Below are 17,161 nucleotides of genomic sequence, written 5' to 3'. Positions count from 1 at the left end.
ATCCTCTTTTCTTAGTAGACTCTCATTTCCTTTGATTCTGATACTTTTTGCTGATCATTTTGTTGTACAAAGGCTTTGATTCTATATTTACCGGGTTCTAATTCGAGTTGAAAATGGTTTTGAACTTGATACATGATTTTATCAATCGCTACTGATTCACCCTTTTTATAAATATAGAGCGCATATTTCATTTTTTCTCCCGAACTACATATTGTTACATCAATTTCGCCTTCTTTTTCCTGATGCGTTACGATATCATCGATTTTCAAAGTTGCTGGATTATGATCGAGTAAGTATGCTGTTTCAAGCATGATGTCTTCTAATTGTGATTCTAGATATTCATATGCGGCTTGATAATTAATATTCCCCATTTGTAATCACCTCAAGTTCTTTTTGAAGTACAACATCTGAACCTGTTATACTTTGTATCATTTTGGATGCGTTTCTACTCATTTCTAAAAATACTTTTGGATGTTGAATTAAATAATCAATATAAGCAACCATTTGATCAACATCGTTTCGTGGTGCTAAAAACCCAGATACTGCTTGCTGAATAAAATTGGGGATGCCACCAATCTCATTCGAAATGGGTACTAATCCTGAACTCATGGCTTCATTAATTGATACGCCTTGAGAATCATGGCGACTAGGTCCTAAATATATGCCATGCTCTCGATGGATGCTTGAGATTTCATTTTGCGGAATAAACATCTTATTCAAATTAACATTTTTCTTATTTTGAAGCGGCTTTGTAATTTTTTCAAACAGTGGCCCATCCCCATAGATTGAAAATTTGAGTTTCTTAAAGTATTTCTTTTTAGCTAATTGTTGTATGACTTTTACTGTTAGGTCATTTGCGTAATTTTTAGCAGTAAAGGGGCGTATCGATACAATATGAAAGCGGTCCTCTTCTGTTTTTTCGTGATAAGGAAATAAATCTGCATCAATCATATTCGGTATGATTTCAAAGTTTTCAGGCTCAACACCTACAAATGGATCTACATACAATGTCTTAAATCTTTCAGAGACATAAATAAACTGTACGTTCATATCTTGGCGTGTCATTAACTTTTTCAAAAAAGCTTTTTGAACTGGATAAAAATGCTCTTTTTTCTGTAGTTGCGCTTTTAGTGACCCCGGTGATGATAAGTAATTATAATAACGTGTATACCATGCCTCAGCTTCAAAACCGTGTAACCAGACAACGACATTCGGCTTTACTTTTAAGCGTTCTACTGCGTTAAACATTTTATAATTAATAAAATGGAATAACAGCTTATCGTAACGGTAATATAATAGATGATTGTATAATTGTGCCTCATCCATATACATGATTTTTACACCATCAAAGTATTCATCTCTTTTGATTTTAGTTGTAAAAACAACAACCGTTACATCGAGCCCTTGTGCTAAGTAGCCTTTAACCCTTCGATGAATGAAAGCATTCGCATATATTTTATCTTTGTTTGGATATGCATTGGTTATCAGTAAATACCCCATTCTTTCACCTCGTTCTTCATCATTTCAATTTCATCTACTAATTCCGCATCATACGGACGATCAAAATGTTGATATAAATCAATGATTGCTAAAAATGCTTTCAACACATTTGGATCTTTCTCTGTCGTTCTATTTATCCTTGAAATATACCAATGCTTAACATAGTAATTAAAACGATGATTCATATATGTTGATAAATAGCCATGCTGTTTTAGAAATTTCACCTTTTCCCGCTCAACTAAATAATATTTTCTAAAAAATTGTTCAGAAATTTGATTTGTCATCGAATTGGCAATCCCTGCGTAGTAGACATGCACTGTAGCATCAACCACTTTGATCGCTTGGGCATGATGAATCATTGTTAAAAAGAACAATGAATCTTGTCCTAAAGCACCCGGCACCATTTTAATTTGATGTTTTTTTAATAAAGACTTCCTAACAATGAGCGCTTGAATACTGGCTGTCTTAAGTTTCATATCATGTAAAAATTGGTGAGTCTGTCGCGTCATATCCGCATGCACGACATGAACAAACTGTTGATAATAATCATGTTTTTTCGTTTCAGTTTGGTCTACTTTTAACATGTTGCCAATTACAGCATCAATCTCATCATTTTGTGTTATTTCCTCGAACAAACGGTCAATTCCTTCTCCAATCCATTCATTATCAGGATCTAGAAAAGTGATCAGGTCACTCTTCGCATAATCAATCCCTATATTTCTTGGCGTCGAAGCACTCCCTGAAGCTTCATCTAGATGAATCACTTCAATATTTTTGTACCATTGACTATACATTTTCATTAAGTTGCTAGTGTAACGATCCGTTGACCCATCATCAACAAGAATGACTTCTAGTTTTGGAAACAAAGGATGACTTATGATTGAACGTAAACATTTATGCTCTAAATGTGTACCATTGTTATGGACAGGCACAATCACACTGAGTTCAGGTTTCACAGGTGGAACTGCTTCAATCTGATTCTGACTATCTACAAATGTGATGTCTAATGCAAAACCTCGTTGATTATTGTCATGTTGTTGATTAAATGCTGTTAAATAGCGGCTGTCATAACCACTCACCCATCGATATCCCTCCGTCCTTTTGGTAATAAATCGGACATCGGTATACATAAACGCTGCTGCAAAGTCACTCAAGTATTCGGGATCATAGTTGAAATCAGATGAGAAGAACGTGTAGTAATCTGTATGAATGTCGTCCGTGGAGGAAACACATGTTTTCCATTCATAAGTTTGAGCTTCAAACATTTCCATTGCTTTCGTATCCGCTTCCTCGATAACTACCGTGAGCTCAGGAAGATTTGAGCTTTGACTAGACAATCCAATGAATTGACTGACATCGTTCAACCACTTCAACTGATGCGCTGTTGAAAGCATGACCTTTTGAATACCGATGGATTGTGCTCTTTTAATTAAAACGGAATCTAATCTATTAATTTTCTTCACATCTTGAGGCTCAAAAACCATCTGTACCTGTGGAAAATGTGCATTCACAAATGTGTTATAATTCGATAGCATGAACACGCCCATGCCTTGTAACTCGAAAATTCGGTTCGCACACATAGTCTGGGAATATTTAATAGTATTCACATTAATAGCAAATGGATAGGCACGATGCATTTTCATCGTATTCATATGGTTTAACGGTGCAGCAATATAGGGTAAGAATGCTGCTGGAAACTGATACTTCTTTTTATTTGTCCATAGATTTCGATCATAAATGGTTAAATCCCAGTTATTTTGAATGACGCCTTCCAAAATTGTTTGTATATCCGCCGCACGTTCTTCATATTTATCTAGCCAAGAACCTGCAAAAACAATTTTTTTATCCGCAACATCTCGGCTGGACGCTATCGGATGATGGATTCGAGGATTGATTGGAAACCGCATCTGTTTCACCTTTGCAATGCCTAATTTTTCTTTATAAGCTAACACAAAATCTTGTTCCGTCGTTATCACATGTTCAAACCATTGTGCATGAGATTGAAAGACCTCAAAATTAATAGGATCCTCCTTATTGAAAAATACGATAGGAATTGCTCTATCTTGGAAATTTTTAACAAGCCTTTTCAGTTCTTCATATTTTTCACTATGAACGTTCGTATTGCCTTCCCAATAACCATCTATACCTTTCCAAGTCGATGCAATGATGACAAAATCATAATGTTCATCCTTATGTTTTTCATTAATGTAAATTAAATTACAAGCTCCTTTTAAAGCATCATATAAAAATGTATCTGCGACAATGCCTACTGTTAAAGGCAATTTCTCTTGATTTAATAAAGTTTGTTCTGTCGTGTTCACTAAGTCAAAAGATGCATTTTGATCCCCTTTTCCCACTTGATGATAAGTACGAATATAGTCAACGTAAGGTTTTAACGCATGGGATCGATAGATTTCGTAAAGCCCTTTACCCTCATCTTGTTCTATGACGTCCGCAATATTTTGGAGCGTTGTGAGTTCTTCTTCTTTGAAATCAATCTTTTCTCTCGTCATTCGGAATGGTTTAGGATTGCCAAATAATAAATACTTTATCTCTCTAAAATTCATTTCAGCCTCTCCCACCATTTAATCTGAAGTTTTCCCAATTTTGAATTGCGCAACTTCAAGTATCGATCTTTTAATGTGTTATTTTGTTCCATCAATTGTGCAATCGATTGTCGTTTTTCAATCGTATCTCCGAGCAATTTTTTTACAACATTAAGTTGTTGCTTTCTTTGAATGGCCATGAGGATATTCAAATGATTTGCGATTAAGTACCCTACATCATTGACTTGATAATCAAACGGCTCATCTTGATTTTCAAGGTAAACTTGCTTCCATTTTTGATCAAAATAAGCAAGATGAATCTCATTTAACTGTGAATCAACGTGTAAAAATAACATTAACTGTACATCATTTTTATTCACATAAAGCTCAAGCTCGCTCTGTTTCAAAGCAAGCTTAGTTGACTGTTCATATTCATATAACACTTGATATAACTTTGAGGTTGGGTCATTTAATTCAAATGGTATTGTCATCGCTTCGTCTTGATAGATTGGAACCTTCCCAGACTTTAATCTTACATAAGCACCTTCATACGATGTTTCAGAGATGAATTGTTTAAAACTCGATTCCATTTAACCCCTCCTCAACCTTTGCGTTAACTGTTCGATATTGTTTTCCCATATAAAATCCGCATCTCTTAAACTTTGCGTATTATCGATGGTTTGTTTCAATAATTGTGGATTATTTTTCAGTTCTAAAATATAGTTAACGATTTCTTCCAATGAGGCATTTTCCTTTGAAAAGCCAACGCCACTTTGTTGTATTAAGTCACACACCGTTTCTCCTAAATTACTGACGACCGGTGTACCTGAACATATGCTATCAACAATTTTGCCAGGCATTACATTCATAAATACAGGTGTATTTTTTAAAATAGACAACGAAACATGATGAGTTGAAATCATTGCTAAACATTCTTCTCTTTTTAACGGAGGAATGAGTCGAACATAATGCATACACTCTTGTTTGACAGCACTTCTAAATCGGTCTGCTTTCACACCATAAACAATAGCTGTAAAATGAACTTTTTTTGCGTTAAGCTGTCGCGCAATCGAGATTAATTGTTCCACATCTTGTGCATAACCAATATTACCTGTATAGATGACTGAAAATGCCTCTAATTTATGGGTAGGTTGAACTTCACTTTTTGTAATAGCATTTGGCATATAAATAAAATGCTTATCGTCACCAATCATATTTTTAATATAAGTCTCAAAAAAAGGATTGTTAATCACCACATCATCCGCTTGTTTATACATTTGTTTTTCTAAAAACTTTAGAATTGGCTTTGAATATTTGAGTTTAAACTTCCCAATATCTATAAAACTGTCAGGCCATAAATCTCTAATTTCTAGAAAATATTTCGCTCTCTTATTCTTTTTGAAAAACAGAGTGGCCCAAGCCATAAATATATTAGGACTACTGACAAATATATTTTCAAAACCATCTAATCTTTTAAGATAATACTTTAATTTAACTGTCAACTCGAGATAGTAAAGTAAGCGATAAACTAAATTCGGATGTTGTTTATCAAATCTCATATGGATGCGATGGATTTGTGTGCCTTCAAGTTGATTTAAAGCATCATTATCGAAATAACGCTCGCTTTTAAAGATTTCTCTATTGGGATAAGATGGATCCGTTGTCACAATCATCGGATTAAATCCCCTTTTCTGGAGTTGCTCAAATATATTTTTCATCCTATTAGCTGCTGATCCAAGTTCTGGATAAAAATTTTGACTGATTAATAAAATTTTGTATTTCATACCTGCTCCTTCTGCATTGTGCTATAAAAAATCTAATAATCGGTCTTTAAATCTTTGATGTACTAAAGCCCCTAAAGTTAACATCAACAATGTAAACGTCCAATAATAAAAATGATCTGCCATTGTCCCATATAGCAAATGTGGACTTGTTAAAAAAGCACTTCTATAGACTTCTACTAAATAAGTAAAAGGATTTAACTTAGCTATTTTTTGTAAAATAGGCTGTGCAGAATTGAGACTCCAAAATATAGGTGTCATGAAGAAACCTAATCTCAATATATTTTGTAAAAGGTTTCTTGTGTCTCTGACAACAATGACAAGTGAACTCATCAATAAAGAAATCCCAAAAATTGCTGGAAATGCAGCGAAAATAAAGTAAAGAAATATAAAGTACTTCCAAATCGCAACATAACCATTGACGACCGATATGACAAATAAAATCATGGTCATAAAGCACAGATTAAACAACGTATTGGTGAATGAAATCGATAATAAGACAGAGGATGGAAATTTCATTTTCGTCACTAACTCTAAATTAGATTGAATCGCATTGGCGCCCGAATTAATACTTTGAGAAATGAATAGCCAAGGAAATAAACCAGAAATTAAATGGACGATAAAAGGCACGCCATCCACTAAATGGTTTCCTCCACCTCTTAAACCTAATCCAAAGATTAAATAATAGACGCCGACTTGCATCATAGGTTGTAAAATATTCCAAAACACACCAAGATAGTGATTAGAATACTGAGATTTCATATTATATGCTGCCAATTGAATTATTTTTTGCCAATTTCCAACTTGTTCTTTTAAAATCTTAAATAATATATTCACACTTATAACCTACTATCTTTATAAAGTCTTCACATACTTTCTATTTCGTATAAATTACCGTAGTTGAAGTATTTAACTTCATTAAAAGTGTTCGGTATGACATTTTTTGTATCAAGTATCAACTTATCTTTCATTGAACTAAAGTCTTGGTCTTTAAGTATTTTAAATTCCGAATGATCACTTAAGACAATGACAAGAGATGAGCCCTCTACAGCCTTTGCGATGTCTTTTTCAACAAAGTCCAATTGGACGTGAGGATCATACGCAACAACATCTAATCCTTCGATTGCTTTTAATAATTCATAAATATCAAATGCAGGCGATTCACGTATATCATCCACATCACCTTTATACGTTAAACCAAAAACAGTAACCTTTTGACCGTTCACTGTTTGTAAAATCTTTTTCACATGATCTACGACAAACTGTGGCATCGAACGATTAATTTTACGACCTGTTTGTATTAATGGAGAGTGTTCAGGATCTTTCGCAATAATAAAATAAGGATCTACTGCTAAACAGTGACCACCTACGCCAGGTCCAGGCCAATGAATATTAACTCTTGGATGTTTGTTTGCCATTTCAATGACATCAAGTACGTTAATGTTTAAATGATTGCTAATCTTTGCTAGCTCATTGGCTAATGCAATATTCAAATCACGATACGTATTTTCCATTAGCTTACTCATTTCAGCAGTACGTGCATTTGTTTCAATCATTTCTCCTTGAACAAAAGTGCGGTAAACATTTTTGCCCGCTTCCACACATGCAGGCGTGACGCCCCCTATAATCCGATTATTATGTACAAGTTCTTCTAAAATTTTTCCAGGAAGTACACGTTCAGGACAATGGACTAAATACAAATCCTCACCAATCGTATAGCCTTGTTGCTCAAGAAACGGTTTGACATGGTCATCAATTGTGCGCGGTGCGATTGTTGATTCCACAATCACTGTGTTGCCAGATTTCAAATAAGGCACAATACTTTCAAGTGCACGCATCACAATTGAAATATCACATGATTCATACGTATCATCATTGTTAGGTGTTGGAACCGCAATGATAAAAACATCCGCTTCTTCAGGGGTTTGAGATGCTTTAAAATTCCCTTTTTCCAATACAGCCTCATATGCTTCTTGTAATCCAGGTTCTTCGATATGAATTTGCCCTTGATTTAAACTTGCTACTGCTTGAGGATTAATATCTACACCAAGCACTTCCACCCCGTGTTTTGCAAACATAATAGATGTTGGTAAACCAATATAACCTAAACCAATCGTAGTTAATTTCACGCTCATACACCTTTCTTCTCTATAGTTTAATCATTCCATCACATCTAACTGATTTTTATTTAAATTATTAAATCTATATTAATCTTTAAGTAAATTCGGTCTGATTTCAATTAAAAATACAAATTTATTATTAAATTTACATTATCTTAGACTGGGCTAAAATTCTTTTTAACATTCTTTACATTTCTTTAATATTTTTATAAACAGATCAAATTTTTAAGCACAAAAAAACCTCAAATGAAATAACGATGCGTTATTCCTTTCGAGGTTTATCATTTGTCAATAGATGAGGTGATAAAAGATTAATTATAGCGTTTATAACAACCTTATAAAGGCTAAGGTGCATGTGCGAAATTACGCTACCTTCATCATTTTTCATCTTAAACAACACAATATTATGATTCAGCTAAATACAGCGCTTTAAAGTTGTTGACTAACGCATTAAAATCAGGCACATTAAGTGAAAAATAAATTTTTATTTTTGGTTCTGTCCCTGAAGGTCTTAATGCGATAAAGCCTTCATCAAATGTATAACGAATTAAATCCGCTTGTGGCAACGTGATTGCAGTCTCTTCACCTGTTGAAAGATGTGTTGCCTTTTGCGTTAAATAATCTTCTTTTGTTTTTACTTTTAATCCTGCAATGTGTTCGCTTGTATCATTTCTAAAATGAGCCATCATGGCCTCTATTATTTGTCTACCTTTTGGTCCTTCGTAAGACGGCGAAAGCGTTAAATCTTCATAGCGACCGATTTCTTTATAAATATCTTCAAGTACCGCTTTAAATGTGAGTCCATTTTGATGCAACAGTTGTTTATATTTAACGAGTAAAGGAATAAACTGAATTGCATCTTTATCTCTTGATAAATCTTTCGCTAAATACCCATGACTCTCTTCGAACGCTAACACCAACTGTGCGTCATCATTTTGCTGTTGACGACGTTCTAACTCTTCAGAAATGTATTTAAATCCCGTCAAAACGTTTACAACTTTAATATCTAACGCTGATGCTAATACCTCACTCAAAGCGCCCGTAACGATTGATTTAACCATATAGAACGCATTGCCTGATGTTTGCAGCTGTTGATAGCGTAATTTAAGTAAGATTAAGCCAATTTCATTACCATTAAAATAACGTGTTGAGCCATCTTCATAGCGCTCAACAAACCCGAATCGGTCTGCGTCTGGATCTGTAGCAATGATAAGTGACGCATTTTCTTGTTCTGCTAAACGTTTGCCATATTCAAACGCAGCTTCTTCTTCTGGATTAGCACTTTTAACAGTTGGAAATCTGCCATCAGGTTCTGACTGTGTTGTTTCAATAACATAGTTATCAAACCCAAGCTCTGTGAGTATGTCTGCAGCTATAGGTAAGCTTGTTCCGTGTAAACTTGTTAAAACAACACGTGCATTGTTTTCTTCAATTACGCCAACTAAATCTTTCACGCCTTGCTTATACGCCTCAGTCACTTCAGTAGGCAAAGACGTAATCAATTTTTCTGTTTTTAACGAATTGAAATCACGTGCTTCAATTTCTAATGGAGATTCAATTGCATTAATATATTGGCTCAAGTCTTCTGATGCCTCAGGTAATAATTGTCCACCATCTGCACCATAAATTTTAATACCATTATAATGACTTGGATTATGACTTGCCGTAATCATGACACCTGCTGTTGCTTTTAGCTCGCGTACAGCAAATGACAACTCCGGTGTTGATTTATAAGTATCCGCTAATACGACGCTAGCGCCTTCAGTTGCTAATACACGTGCAATTTCTTGAGAAAATTCTTGTGATAAAAATCGTGTATCAAAGTGAATCACAACTGTTGGATGCTCATTTTTTTGTTTTAAATATTGTGCGAGTCCTAATGCCACTTTACGTATTGTAAACTTGTTTAAACGACCTGGACCGAGACCAAACGTACTCCGAATCCCAGCGGTACCAAAAGTTAAAACATCTTCAAAACCCGCTTCTTGTTCTTCCTTTGTTTGTTCTTCATAAAAGGGTTTAACTAAACTTTCATCAAGATGTGACATCCATTGTGCCTTCAAAAACATCCACCATCCTTATTTTGCTCTTTATCATTGGAAGTGGGACAGGATCAAATCGATTTTACAACCTCAATGTTGCAACAGGATACAACGCTTGAGGAAAGCTATGTATAAAAGTGCACAACTTCCAGTCATCAACAGCGCGTGTATCGATTTTGATACAATCATCAAAAAAGATTATATGATGTCCCACTTCTTTCATTAATTAACTCTATTATACACCAACACGAAGTCCTACACATGAAAAAACAATTTATTTCGAAGCGGTGCATCTGAAATGATTGAAATCTTACAATCAATTGCATTACAATATATAATCATATGTTAAAAATATCTTTTTAGGAGCAATTTATTATGAATAAAGGACTCAAATATCTGTTGTACTTACTTGCTTTAATGCTTGTAATTGTTCCTACAATTTTTGCGTTTATTCTATTTAATTCATCGAAACATGCTTTTGACGACTCATTTTCTCATTCTGATGAGCGTCAATCTAAATTAAGAGATAGTAAAGTCAATGCTGCAAAGGAGCCTGTTTCAATTTTATTTTTAGGTATTGATGACAGTAGTTCACGAAGAGAAAACGGACAAAGTACAGAACATTCACGTACAGATGCAATGATTTTATCCACTTTAAATCCTGATAAACATCAAATCCGTTTACTGAGTATCCCACGTGATACTTTGAGCTACATTCCAAAAGTCGGTTACTTTGACAAGATTACACATGCACATGCATATGGAGGACCAGAATCTTCAATGGATACGGTGGAAACTGAGCTTAATGTCCCTGTTGATTATTATGTTCGTATTAATATGGATGCTTTTGCTGATACAGTTGATGAGCTTGGTGGTATTGAATATAATGTGCCATACGATCTCAACGAACCTAACACTAAAGATAAAGGTCGCATCAAACTGAAAAAAGGTAAGCAAAAATTAAACGGCGACGAAGCACTCGCAATCACACGTACACGTAAACAAGACTCTGACTTAAAACGTGGCGAAAGACAAATGGAAGTTTTAAAAATTCTCTTCCGTAAAGCGCAAGAGACAAATTCTTTACACAAATTAGATGATATTATTGAAATTGTAGGAAAAAATTCTAAACATAACTTAAATTACTCTGAAATTCGTGCACTCGCAACAAACTATTTAGCAAATGATGTCACAATCAAATCTCAACAACTTAAAGGTGAAAATGAATTGCTTAACGGCATTTACTACATTAATCCTGACGTCGATGATTTAATTAAGACATCAAACTTATTACGTGAAGATTTAGAATTAAGACCCATTAAAAATAAAAGTGACTTTCTGATACAACGTGCGAAGTCCTTTTACGGTGAAGTTCCTCCATTAACAGAAATCGATGATCAGCTATTAAAAGGACGCCAAAAATCACAAAAAGATAACACATCATCAGAACAACAAAATGGTGATAGTCAAGCGTCACCAGCAGTTGATCAAAATCAAAATCAGCCCGCTGTTACTGAACAAGCACCAAGTCAACAGCCTGATTCATCACAACAGTCACAAGGGGTTCCAGACCCATCTCAAAATAACAATACATTTTATTAATAAGGAGGTGCCTATACATGCCACGCCCTACACACGACAAAATCATGCAAATCAATGGGATATTCAACATGTTAGAGCAACAAATCATTCACAGTAAAGACATGGCGCATTTTCGACAAGAGTTATTTTATGTGAATCATGCACACCGTGAGAATTATGAAGCACTTCTACTTTATTATTCAGACAGCCAGAATAACCCGGTGATCAATGGTGCGTGTTATATCGTTGCACTTCCTGAAATTTTTGATGCGATTGATGTCTTTGAATCACCCCTCCCATTTTCATGGGTTTATGATGAAAAAGGTTTAACACCAGAGATGCAAAATTTGAGTGTGCCTATTCAATATCTCGTTGCTGCAGCATTAGAAGTAACTGATGTTAACATTTTCACACCTTCTGGCTATACAATGGGAATGAACAATTGGAATATTATTCAAATGCGGATTTTTTGGCAATATACCGCATTAGTACGACAAAATGCAATGTAATTTTAGCGCCTACCAACGCGAAATACGTTGTAATAGCTTCTATTTTATTAGCGCTCAATCCGCAGATTATATAATGATTTTGACTTCATAACGATAAATACAAAAACAGGTTGATGTCTTAAACACATGTTAGACGTCAACCTGTTTTTTGGCATTGTGCTCACGATAGAAAGTATACAATTTGAATCCCCTATTGTTTGCACGTGTCTAAATTGGGATAATACATTTTATATATTTTACTTCATTCTTAGTCTATTCAAAATCATTTATGATAAAATCGATATCATACTGATAAAAAAGGGGTGCAACGATGATCAAAAAAGTAGAAACAGCACGTGAATATGAAGATGTATTAGACATCAGAAAGATCGTTTTTGTAGAAGAACAAGGGGTGTCACTTGAAGAAGAAATTGATGAATTTGAAACAATCGCACAATATATGATTGCCTATAACGATGACCATCAACCCATCGCAACTGCACGCTTTCGAGATGTGAATGGCATTGCGAAAATTGAACGTGTTGCAGTTTTGAAATCTGAAAGAGGTCAAGGGACGGGGAAGGCATTAATGCGCGCACTCGAGCAAGAAGCGCAACGCCAAGGTTTTCGTCATTTCAAATTAGGTGCCCAAACACATGCGATTCCTTTTTATGAATCATTAGGCTATCAAGCGTATGGCGATCAGTTTTTAGATGCGGGTATCCCCCATTATTACATGGAGAAACATCTTTAATTACGAAAGCATTTAATGGAACATCATCATAACTCAGCTTACTTTATATATATTACTTTATTTGAAATAATCTATAATTTCTAATTGTGCATTATCTACATAAAATAACTGGGACAATTATTAAAGTTAAATTACAATCAAGTTAAAATGCACAATTCCTGTATCTTTAATTCTATAATGGCATTAATCAACTTTATATTAACTTATCTAAAAGGAGTAATGAAATGGTTAAAAAATTAGGTTATAAAACACCCACTATCATTGCATTAACATTAGCGGGGTCTGCATTAACTGCGCATGAAGCACATGCAGCTGAACAAACAAAAGCGCAAGAAACACCAACAAATATTTTAGACGAGCATCAACAAGTTCAGCAAGCCAACCAGGCCAAGAACGAAACGAAAGCTCCTACGATTTCTGGAACACAAGCGTATAAAGATCCAAATCAAGTTGAAATTGAAAAACCAACACAACCTAAAGCAGACTCAAGTCTTTTAGAACAAACTTCTGCTTCTTCATCAGCTACGCAACAAGCTACCGAACAAGAAGCAACTTCTCAAAATAACCATGCACAAGCAGACGTAGCTGAACAACCTGTTGCATCACCTTATGCTGCTGAAGAAATCGATCCACATCACGAAGCTGAAGTATCAACTGAAGCGTATCATGCTGCACAAGATCAAAAAACAGATGCACAACAAGAGACACCACAAAATGTCACAAAGTCGCAGCAATCCCCTTCTGAAGCATTACCGAAAGATGATTCACAAAATATCGCTGTACAACAACAAAATAATCAAGTGACAACTGAGCAACCAACAACTCATACGCAACAACCAACTCACAATACGCAACCAACGGCTAAAAAAGTACAATCAAAAGCAACTGCTATTTCCGCACAAGAGAGAGCTGCTGCTACATCTAATCAAGAGAAAAACTTAGCACGTGTCGTTGCACGTTCAGCTGAAAAAACACCAGCTGTAAAACAACAATCTACATCAACGAATGAAAAAGTAGATATCAATGCTAATCCAAATGGACCAACACCGCCTCGCGTTGGAGGTAAAGGTGGGCCTGCAACAGTTAAACTTGAACCTACAAACTATTCAGCTCGTGCAGTAGCCGCTACACCTAAAGCATATCAACCACAAGTCAAATCACAAATTAACGACTACATACGAAAACAAAAATTTAAAGTTCCTAAATATGAAGAAGACTATTCAAGCTTTATTCCACGCTATGGTTATCGCTACGGTGTTGGAAAACCTGAAGGCATCGTTGTTCACGACACAGCTAACGATAATTCAACAATTACAAGTGAAATACAATACATGAAAAATAATTATCAAAGTGCTTTTGTTCACGGATTTATCGATGGTAACCGAATAATTGAAACGCAACCAACTGATTATTTAGCTTGGGGTGCTGGCCCTATTGCGAACCAACGTTTTATTCATATTGAGCTTGTTCATGTGCATGACTATAATTCATTTGCACGTCAAATGAACAACTTTGCTGATTATGCAGCAACTAACTTACAATACTATGGCTTAAAACCTGATAGTGCAGAATATGACGGTAAAGGTACCGTTTGGACACATGACGCTGTTTCTAGATATTTAGGTGGTACAGACCACGTAGACCCACACGGTTATTTAAGAGCACATGGCTATTCTTATGATGAATTGTATGATCTTATAAATGAAAAATACCAAGTGAAAATGGGCTATGCTTCCCCTGCTGGTAGCACTGCAGGTCAATCATCAAAACCTAAACCGCAAAACAACAATTTAAAAGTGACTGACAATACAGGGTATAGCCGTATTTCATCTAAAAACAACGGTTTATACAAAACTGTGTATGACCAATCTGGTGTACGTACAAATCAAACAAATGTGACATTAAAAGTGACTAAAAAAGCAACACTGAATGGTCAATCATTTTATCTTGTATCCACTGCGAAAAACAATGGTTTACTCGGATGGGTACGCAGCAATGATGTCACTTATCAAAGTGCACAACCTGAAAAGAACGTGAAACAATCATACCAAGTTAAACCAGGTACAACTGTTTATGAAGTGCCTTGGGGTACAAAAGCACAAGCTACAGGTACAATTAGCGGTAGCAAAAAACAAACTTTCAAAGCAACTAAAGAACAGAAAGTCGCAAATACAAATTGGCTTTATGGTACAGTTAACAATTTAACAGGTTGGATTGATGCAAGTAACGTTGTAAAAACACCATCTTCATCAACAACTGCACCTTCTTCACCATTAAAAGTAACAGGTGACTCAGGTTTTGGTCGTATTAATAATAAAAATAACGGCTTATATAAAACTGTATACGATGCGAAAGGCCAACCTACATCAGCAACCAATCAAACTTTAAGTGTTCAGAAAAAAGCAACGCTCAATGGAAAATCATTCTATCTCGTATCTGACTATGCGACTGGCACTTATGTTGGATGGGTTCAACAAAAAGATGTTGACTACCGTACAGGTCAAGCAGCTAAAAATGTGAAACAAAACTACACAATCAAACCAGGCGCTACGCTTTACAAAGTCCCTTGGGGTACTAGCGCACAAGTGGCAGGTAAAGTCGCTGGTAAGAACGCACAAAACTTTGCTGCAACAAAATCTCAAAAAGTTGGAAACTTAACATTCGTTTATGGTACTGTTAATCAATTATCTGGATGGATCGACCAATCATTATTAACACAATCACAAGAAAAAGCAACAAAAAATGCCGTACAAAGTGTATCTCAAATCGGTCAATTAAAATCATCAACTGAAGGAATAAGAGCTTCGATTTATGATAAGACAGCTAAAAATGCTGCCCAATTCACTGACCGTACTTATAAAATTGCTAAAACAGCATCTAACCAAAATCACAATTACGTTTTATTACAAAACGCTGACGGCCGCACACCATTAGGATGGTTTAACGCGAATGATGTGATTCTACGTTCACTTGGTACTGAAAAACCAATGCATGGTCAATATAAAGTTAATAACAAAACAGCTGGATTATATTCAATCCCATGGGGTACTGCGAAACAACGTATCGATGCCCTATCTGGCAACGTAAAAGATCGTACATTTAGTGCTGTTAAATCTGTTGTTGCGGGTCCAGACACTTATTTATTCGGTCAAGTGAACCATAAAATGGGCTGGATTAACCTTAAAGATTTAAAACCTGTTGCTTCTGCTTACACAGTTAAGCCGACTTCAGCAACTAAAGCAACAAAATTAAGCCAACCTCAAGATTACTTTGTTTATAACGGAAATGGCTATTACTATGCCAAACCAAATGCACAAGTTTTAGGCTCTTTAAGTCCGTATTATGAAACATTATTTAAAGTGACAAGTACACAAAATGTAAAAGGTGTGACATGGCTTTACGGTACTTTTGAAAATGGCACACAAGGTTGGATTAAATCTGGTGACTTACGCTCATTACTTATTAAATATTACAATGCTAACGCTTCTTTAAAAGAAGCCGTTGATAAACAAATGGCATTGCCATACAAACCACAAGTTCAACATGTACCAGGCAAATGGGAAGATGCAAACCGCCAAGAAGTGCAAGCAGCAATGGATACACAAAACATTAAAAACAGCGCTTCAGGCATTTATCAATTCTTAAAACTCGATCAATATCAAGGCTTAAGTGCAGATGCATTGAACCGATTACTCGCAGGTAAAGGTATCTTAGCTGGCCAAGGTGCTGCGTTTGCAGAAGCGGCAAAAGCAAATAATATTAATGAAATCTACTTAATCTCACACGCATTTTTAGAAACTGGAAACGGTACATCTACATTAGCAAATGGTGGATACGTAGATAAAAACAATAAAGTGATCACTAACGGTCCTAAAAAATTCTACAATATGTTTGGTATCGGGGCAGTTGACTCTGACGCCATTCGCGGTGGTTTTAAAACAGCTGAAAAATATGGCTGGAATACTGTTAAAAAAGCAATCGTCGGCGGTGCGAAATTTATTGGTCAAAATTACATCCACGCAGGTCAAAACACGTTATACCGCATGCGTTGGAATCCACAAAACCCAGCGACACATCAATATGCAACAGATATCGCATGGGCAGACTTTAACGCAAAACGTATGAAACAATTCTATGATCAAATTGGTGAAGTTGGTAAATACTTCGATATCGATTTATATCGTCAAAGTAAATAAGATTGCTCATATTAAAAGCCCCAAAAGTGTGTTTAATACCTCTTTTGGGGTTTGTTTTTTGGGCTGTACACTTTATATGGTGGTTATGTGTCTATAATAATTAAGTCGCAAACTTCCGATTGCTTCTTCGAGTCTCGCTTTCCCAGGCGCCTT

Annotated in this window: 12 protein-coding genes; 4 read left to right on the top strand and 8 right to left on the bottom strand. The window is 35.4% G+C overall.

Annotation, left to right across the window (positions count from 1 at the left end):
- Nucleotides 1–11: 11 nt before the first annotated feature.
- The 8 genes from HMPREF1208_RS02220 to HMPREF1208_RS02185 form a co-directional block, all read right to left on the bottom strand.
- Nucleotides 12–371, bottom strand: a complete 360-nt coding sequence (locus HMPREF1208_RS02220) for a hypothetical protein (protein WP_016424716.1) — start codon at nt 369–371, stop codon at nt 12–14.
- Complete coding sequence (locus HMPREF1208_RS02215; RefSeq protein WP_016424715.1) at nt 358–1,500, bottom strand: glycosyltransferase family 4 protein; 1,143 nt, start codon at nt 1,498–1,500, stop codon at nt 358–360. Before HMPREF1208_RS02215 ends, HMPREF1208_RS02220 begins: the two co-directional genes overlap by 14 nt.
- On the bottom strand, nt 1,485–4,067 hold the full coding sequence (locus tag HMPREF1208_RS02210; protein ID WP_016424714.1) for a glycosyltransferase: 2,583 nt from the start codon (nt 4,065–4,067) through the stop codon (nt 1,485–1,487). The genes HMPREF1208_RS02215 and HMPREF1208_RS02210 overlap by 16 nt, the downstream gene beginning before the upstream one ends.
- Nucleotides 4,064–4,636, bottom strand: a complete 573-nt coding sequence (locus HMPREF1208_RS02205) for a hypothetical protein (protein WP_016424713.1) — start codon at nt 4,634–4,636, stop codon at nt 4,064–4,066. The genes HMPREF1208_RS02210 and HMPREF1208_RS02205 overlap by 4 nt, the downstream gene beginning before the upstream one ends.
- A complete protein-coding gene (locus HMPREF1208_RS02200) occupies nt 4,637–5,830 on the bottom strand; it encodes a glycosyltransferase family 4 protein (RefSeq protein ID WP_016424712.1) in 1,194 nt (397 codons plus the stop codon).
- Nucleotides 5,831–5,851: 21 nt separating this feature from the next.
- Nucleotides 5,852–6,664 (bottom strand): ABC transporter permease, encoded by an 813-nt coding sequence (locus tag HMPREF1208_RS02195; protein ID WP_016424711.1) that lies wholly within the window; start codon nt 6,662–6,664, stop codon nt 5,852–5,854.
- Between the two features lie 29 nt (nt 6,665–6,693).
- Nucleotides 6,694–7,956 carry a nucleotide sugar dehydrogenase gene (locus tag HMPREF1208_RS02190; protein WP_037559217.1) on the bottom strand — a complete coding sequence of 421 codons (1,263 nt, stop codon included), beginning with the start codon at nt 7,954–7,956 and terminating at the stop codon, nt 6,694–6,696.
- A gap of 395 nt (nt 7,957–8,351) precedes the next feature.
- Complete coding sequence (locus tag HMPREF1208_RS02185; protein ID WP_016424709.1) at nt 8,352–10,016, bottom strand: phospho-sugar mutase; 1,665 nt, start codon at nt 10,014–10,016, stop codon at nt 8,352–8,354.
- Nucleotides 10,017–10,364: 348 nt separating this feature from the next.
- Here HMPREF1208_RS02185 and HMPREF1208_RS02180 point away from each other — a divergent pair, with 348 nt between their 5' ends.
- From HMPREF1208_RS02180 to HMPREF1208_RS02165, 4 genes are all read left to right on the top strand, one after another.
- The gene (locus HMPREF1208_RS02180; protein ID WP_016424708.1) at nt 10,365–11,591 is read left to right on the top strand and encodes an LCP family protein; all 1,227 of its coding nucleotides are present in this window, start codon (nt 10,365–10,367) and stop codon (nt 11,589–11,591) included.
- A gap of 17 nt (nt 11,592–11,608) precedes the next feature.
- A complete protein-coding gene (locus HMPREF1208_RS02175) occupies nt 11,609–12,079 on the top strand; it encodes a DUF2538 family protein (RefSeq protein ID WP_016424707.1) in 471 nt (156 codons plus the stop codon).
- A 310-nt stretch (nt 12,080–12,389) separates the two neighbouring features.
- Nucleotides 12,390–12,812: a GNAT family N-acetyltransferase gene (locus HMPREF1208_RS02170; protein WP_016424706.1), complete on the top strand. Its 423-nt coding sequence runs from the start codon at nt 12,390–12,392 to the stop codon at nt 12,810–12,812.
- Between the two features lie 224 nt (nt 12,813–13,036).
- Nucleotides 13,037–17,008 carry a GW dipeptide domain-containing protein gene (locus HMPREF1208_RS02165; RefSeq protein ID WP_016424705.1) on the top strand — a complete coding sequence of 1,324 codons (3,972 nt, stop codon included), beginning with the start codon at nt 13,037–13,039 and terminating at the stop codon, nt 17,006–17,008.
- The last annotated feature ends 153 nt before the right edge of the window (nt 17,009–17,161 follow it).

Origin of the sequence: Staphylococcus sp. HGB0015, assembly GCF_000411275.1 — a bacterium.
GTDB classification, from domain to species: domain Bacteria; phylum Bacillota; class Bacilli; order Staphylococcales; family Staphylococcaceae; genus Staphylococcus; species Staphylococcus schleiferi.
The sequence above is the reverse complement of the archived record's forward strand: the minus strand, read 5'-3'. Positions and strand labels throughout refer to the sequence as shown.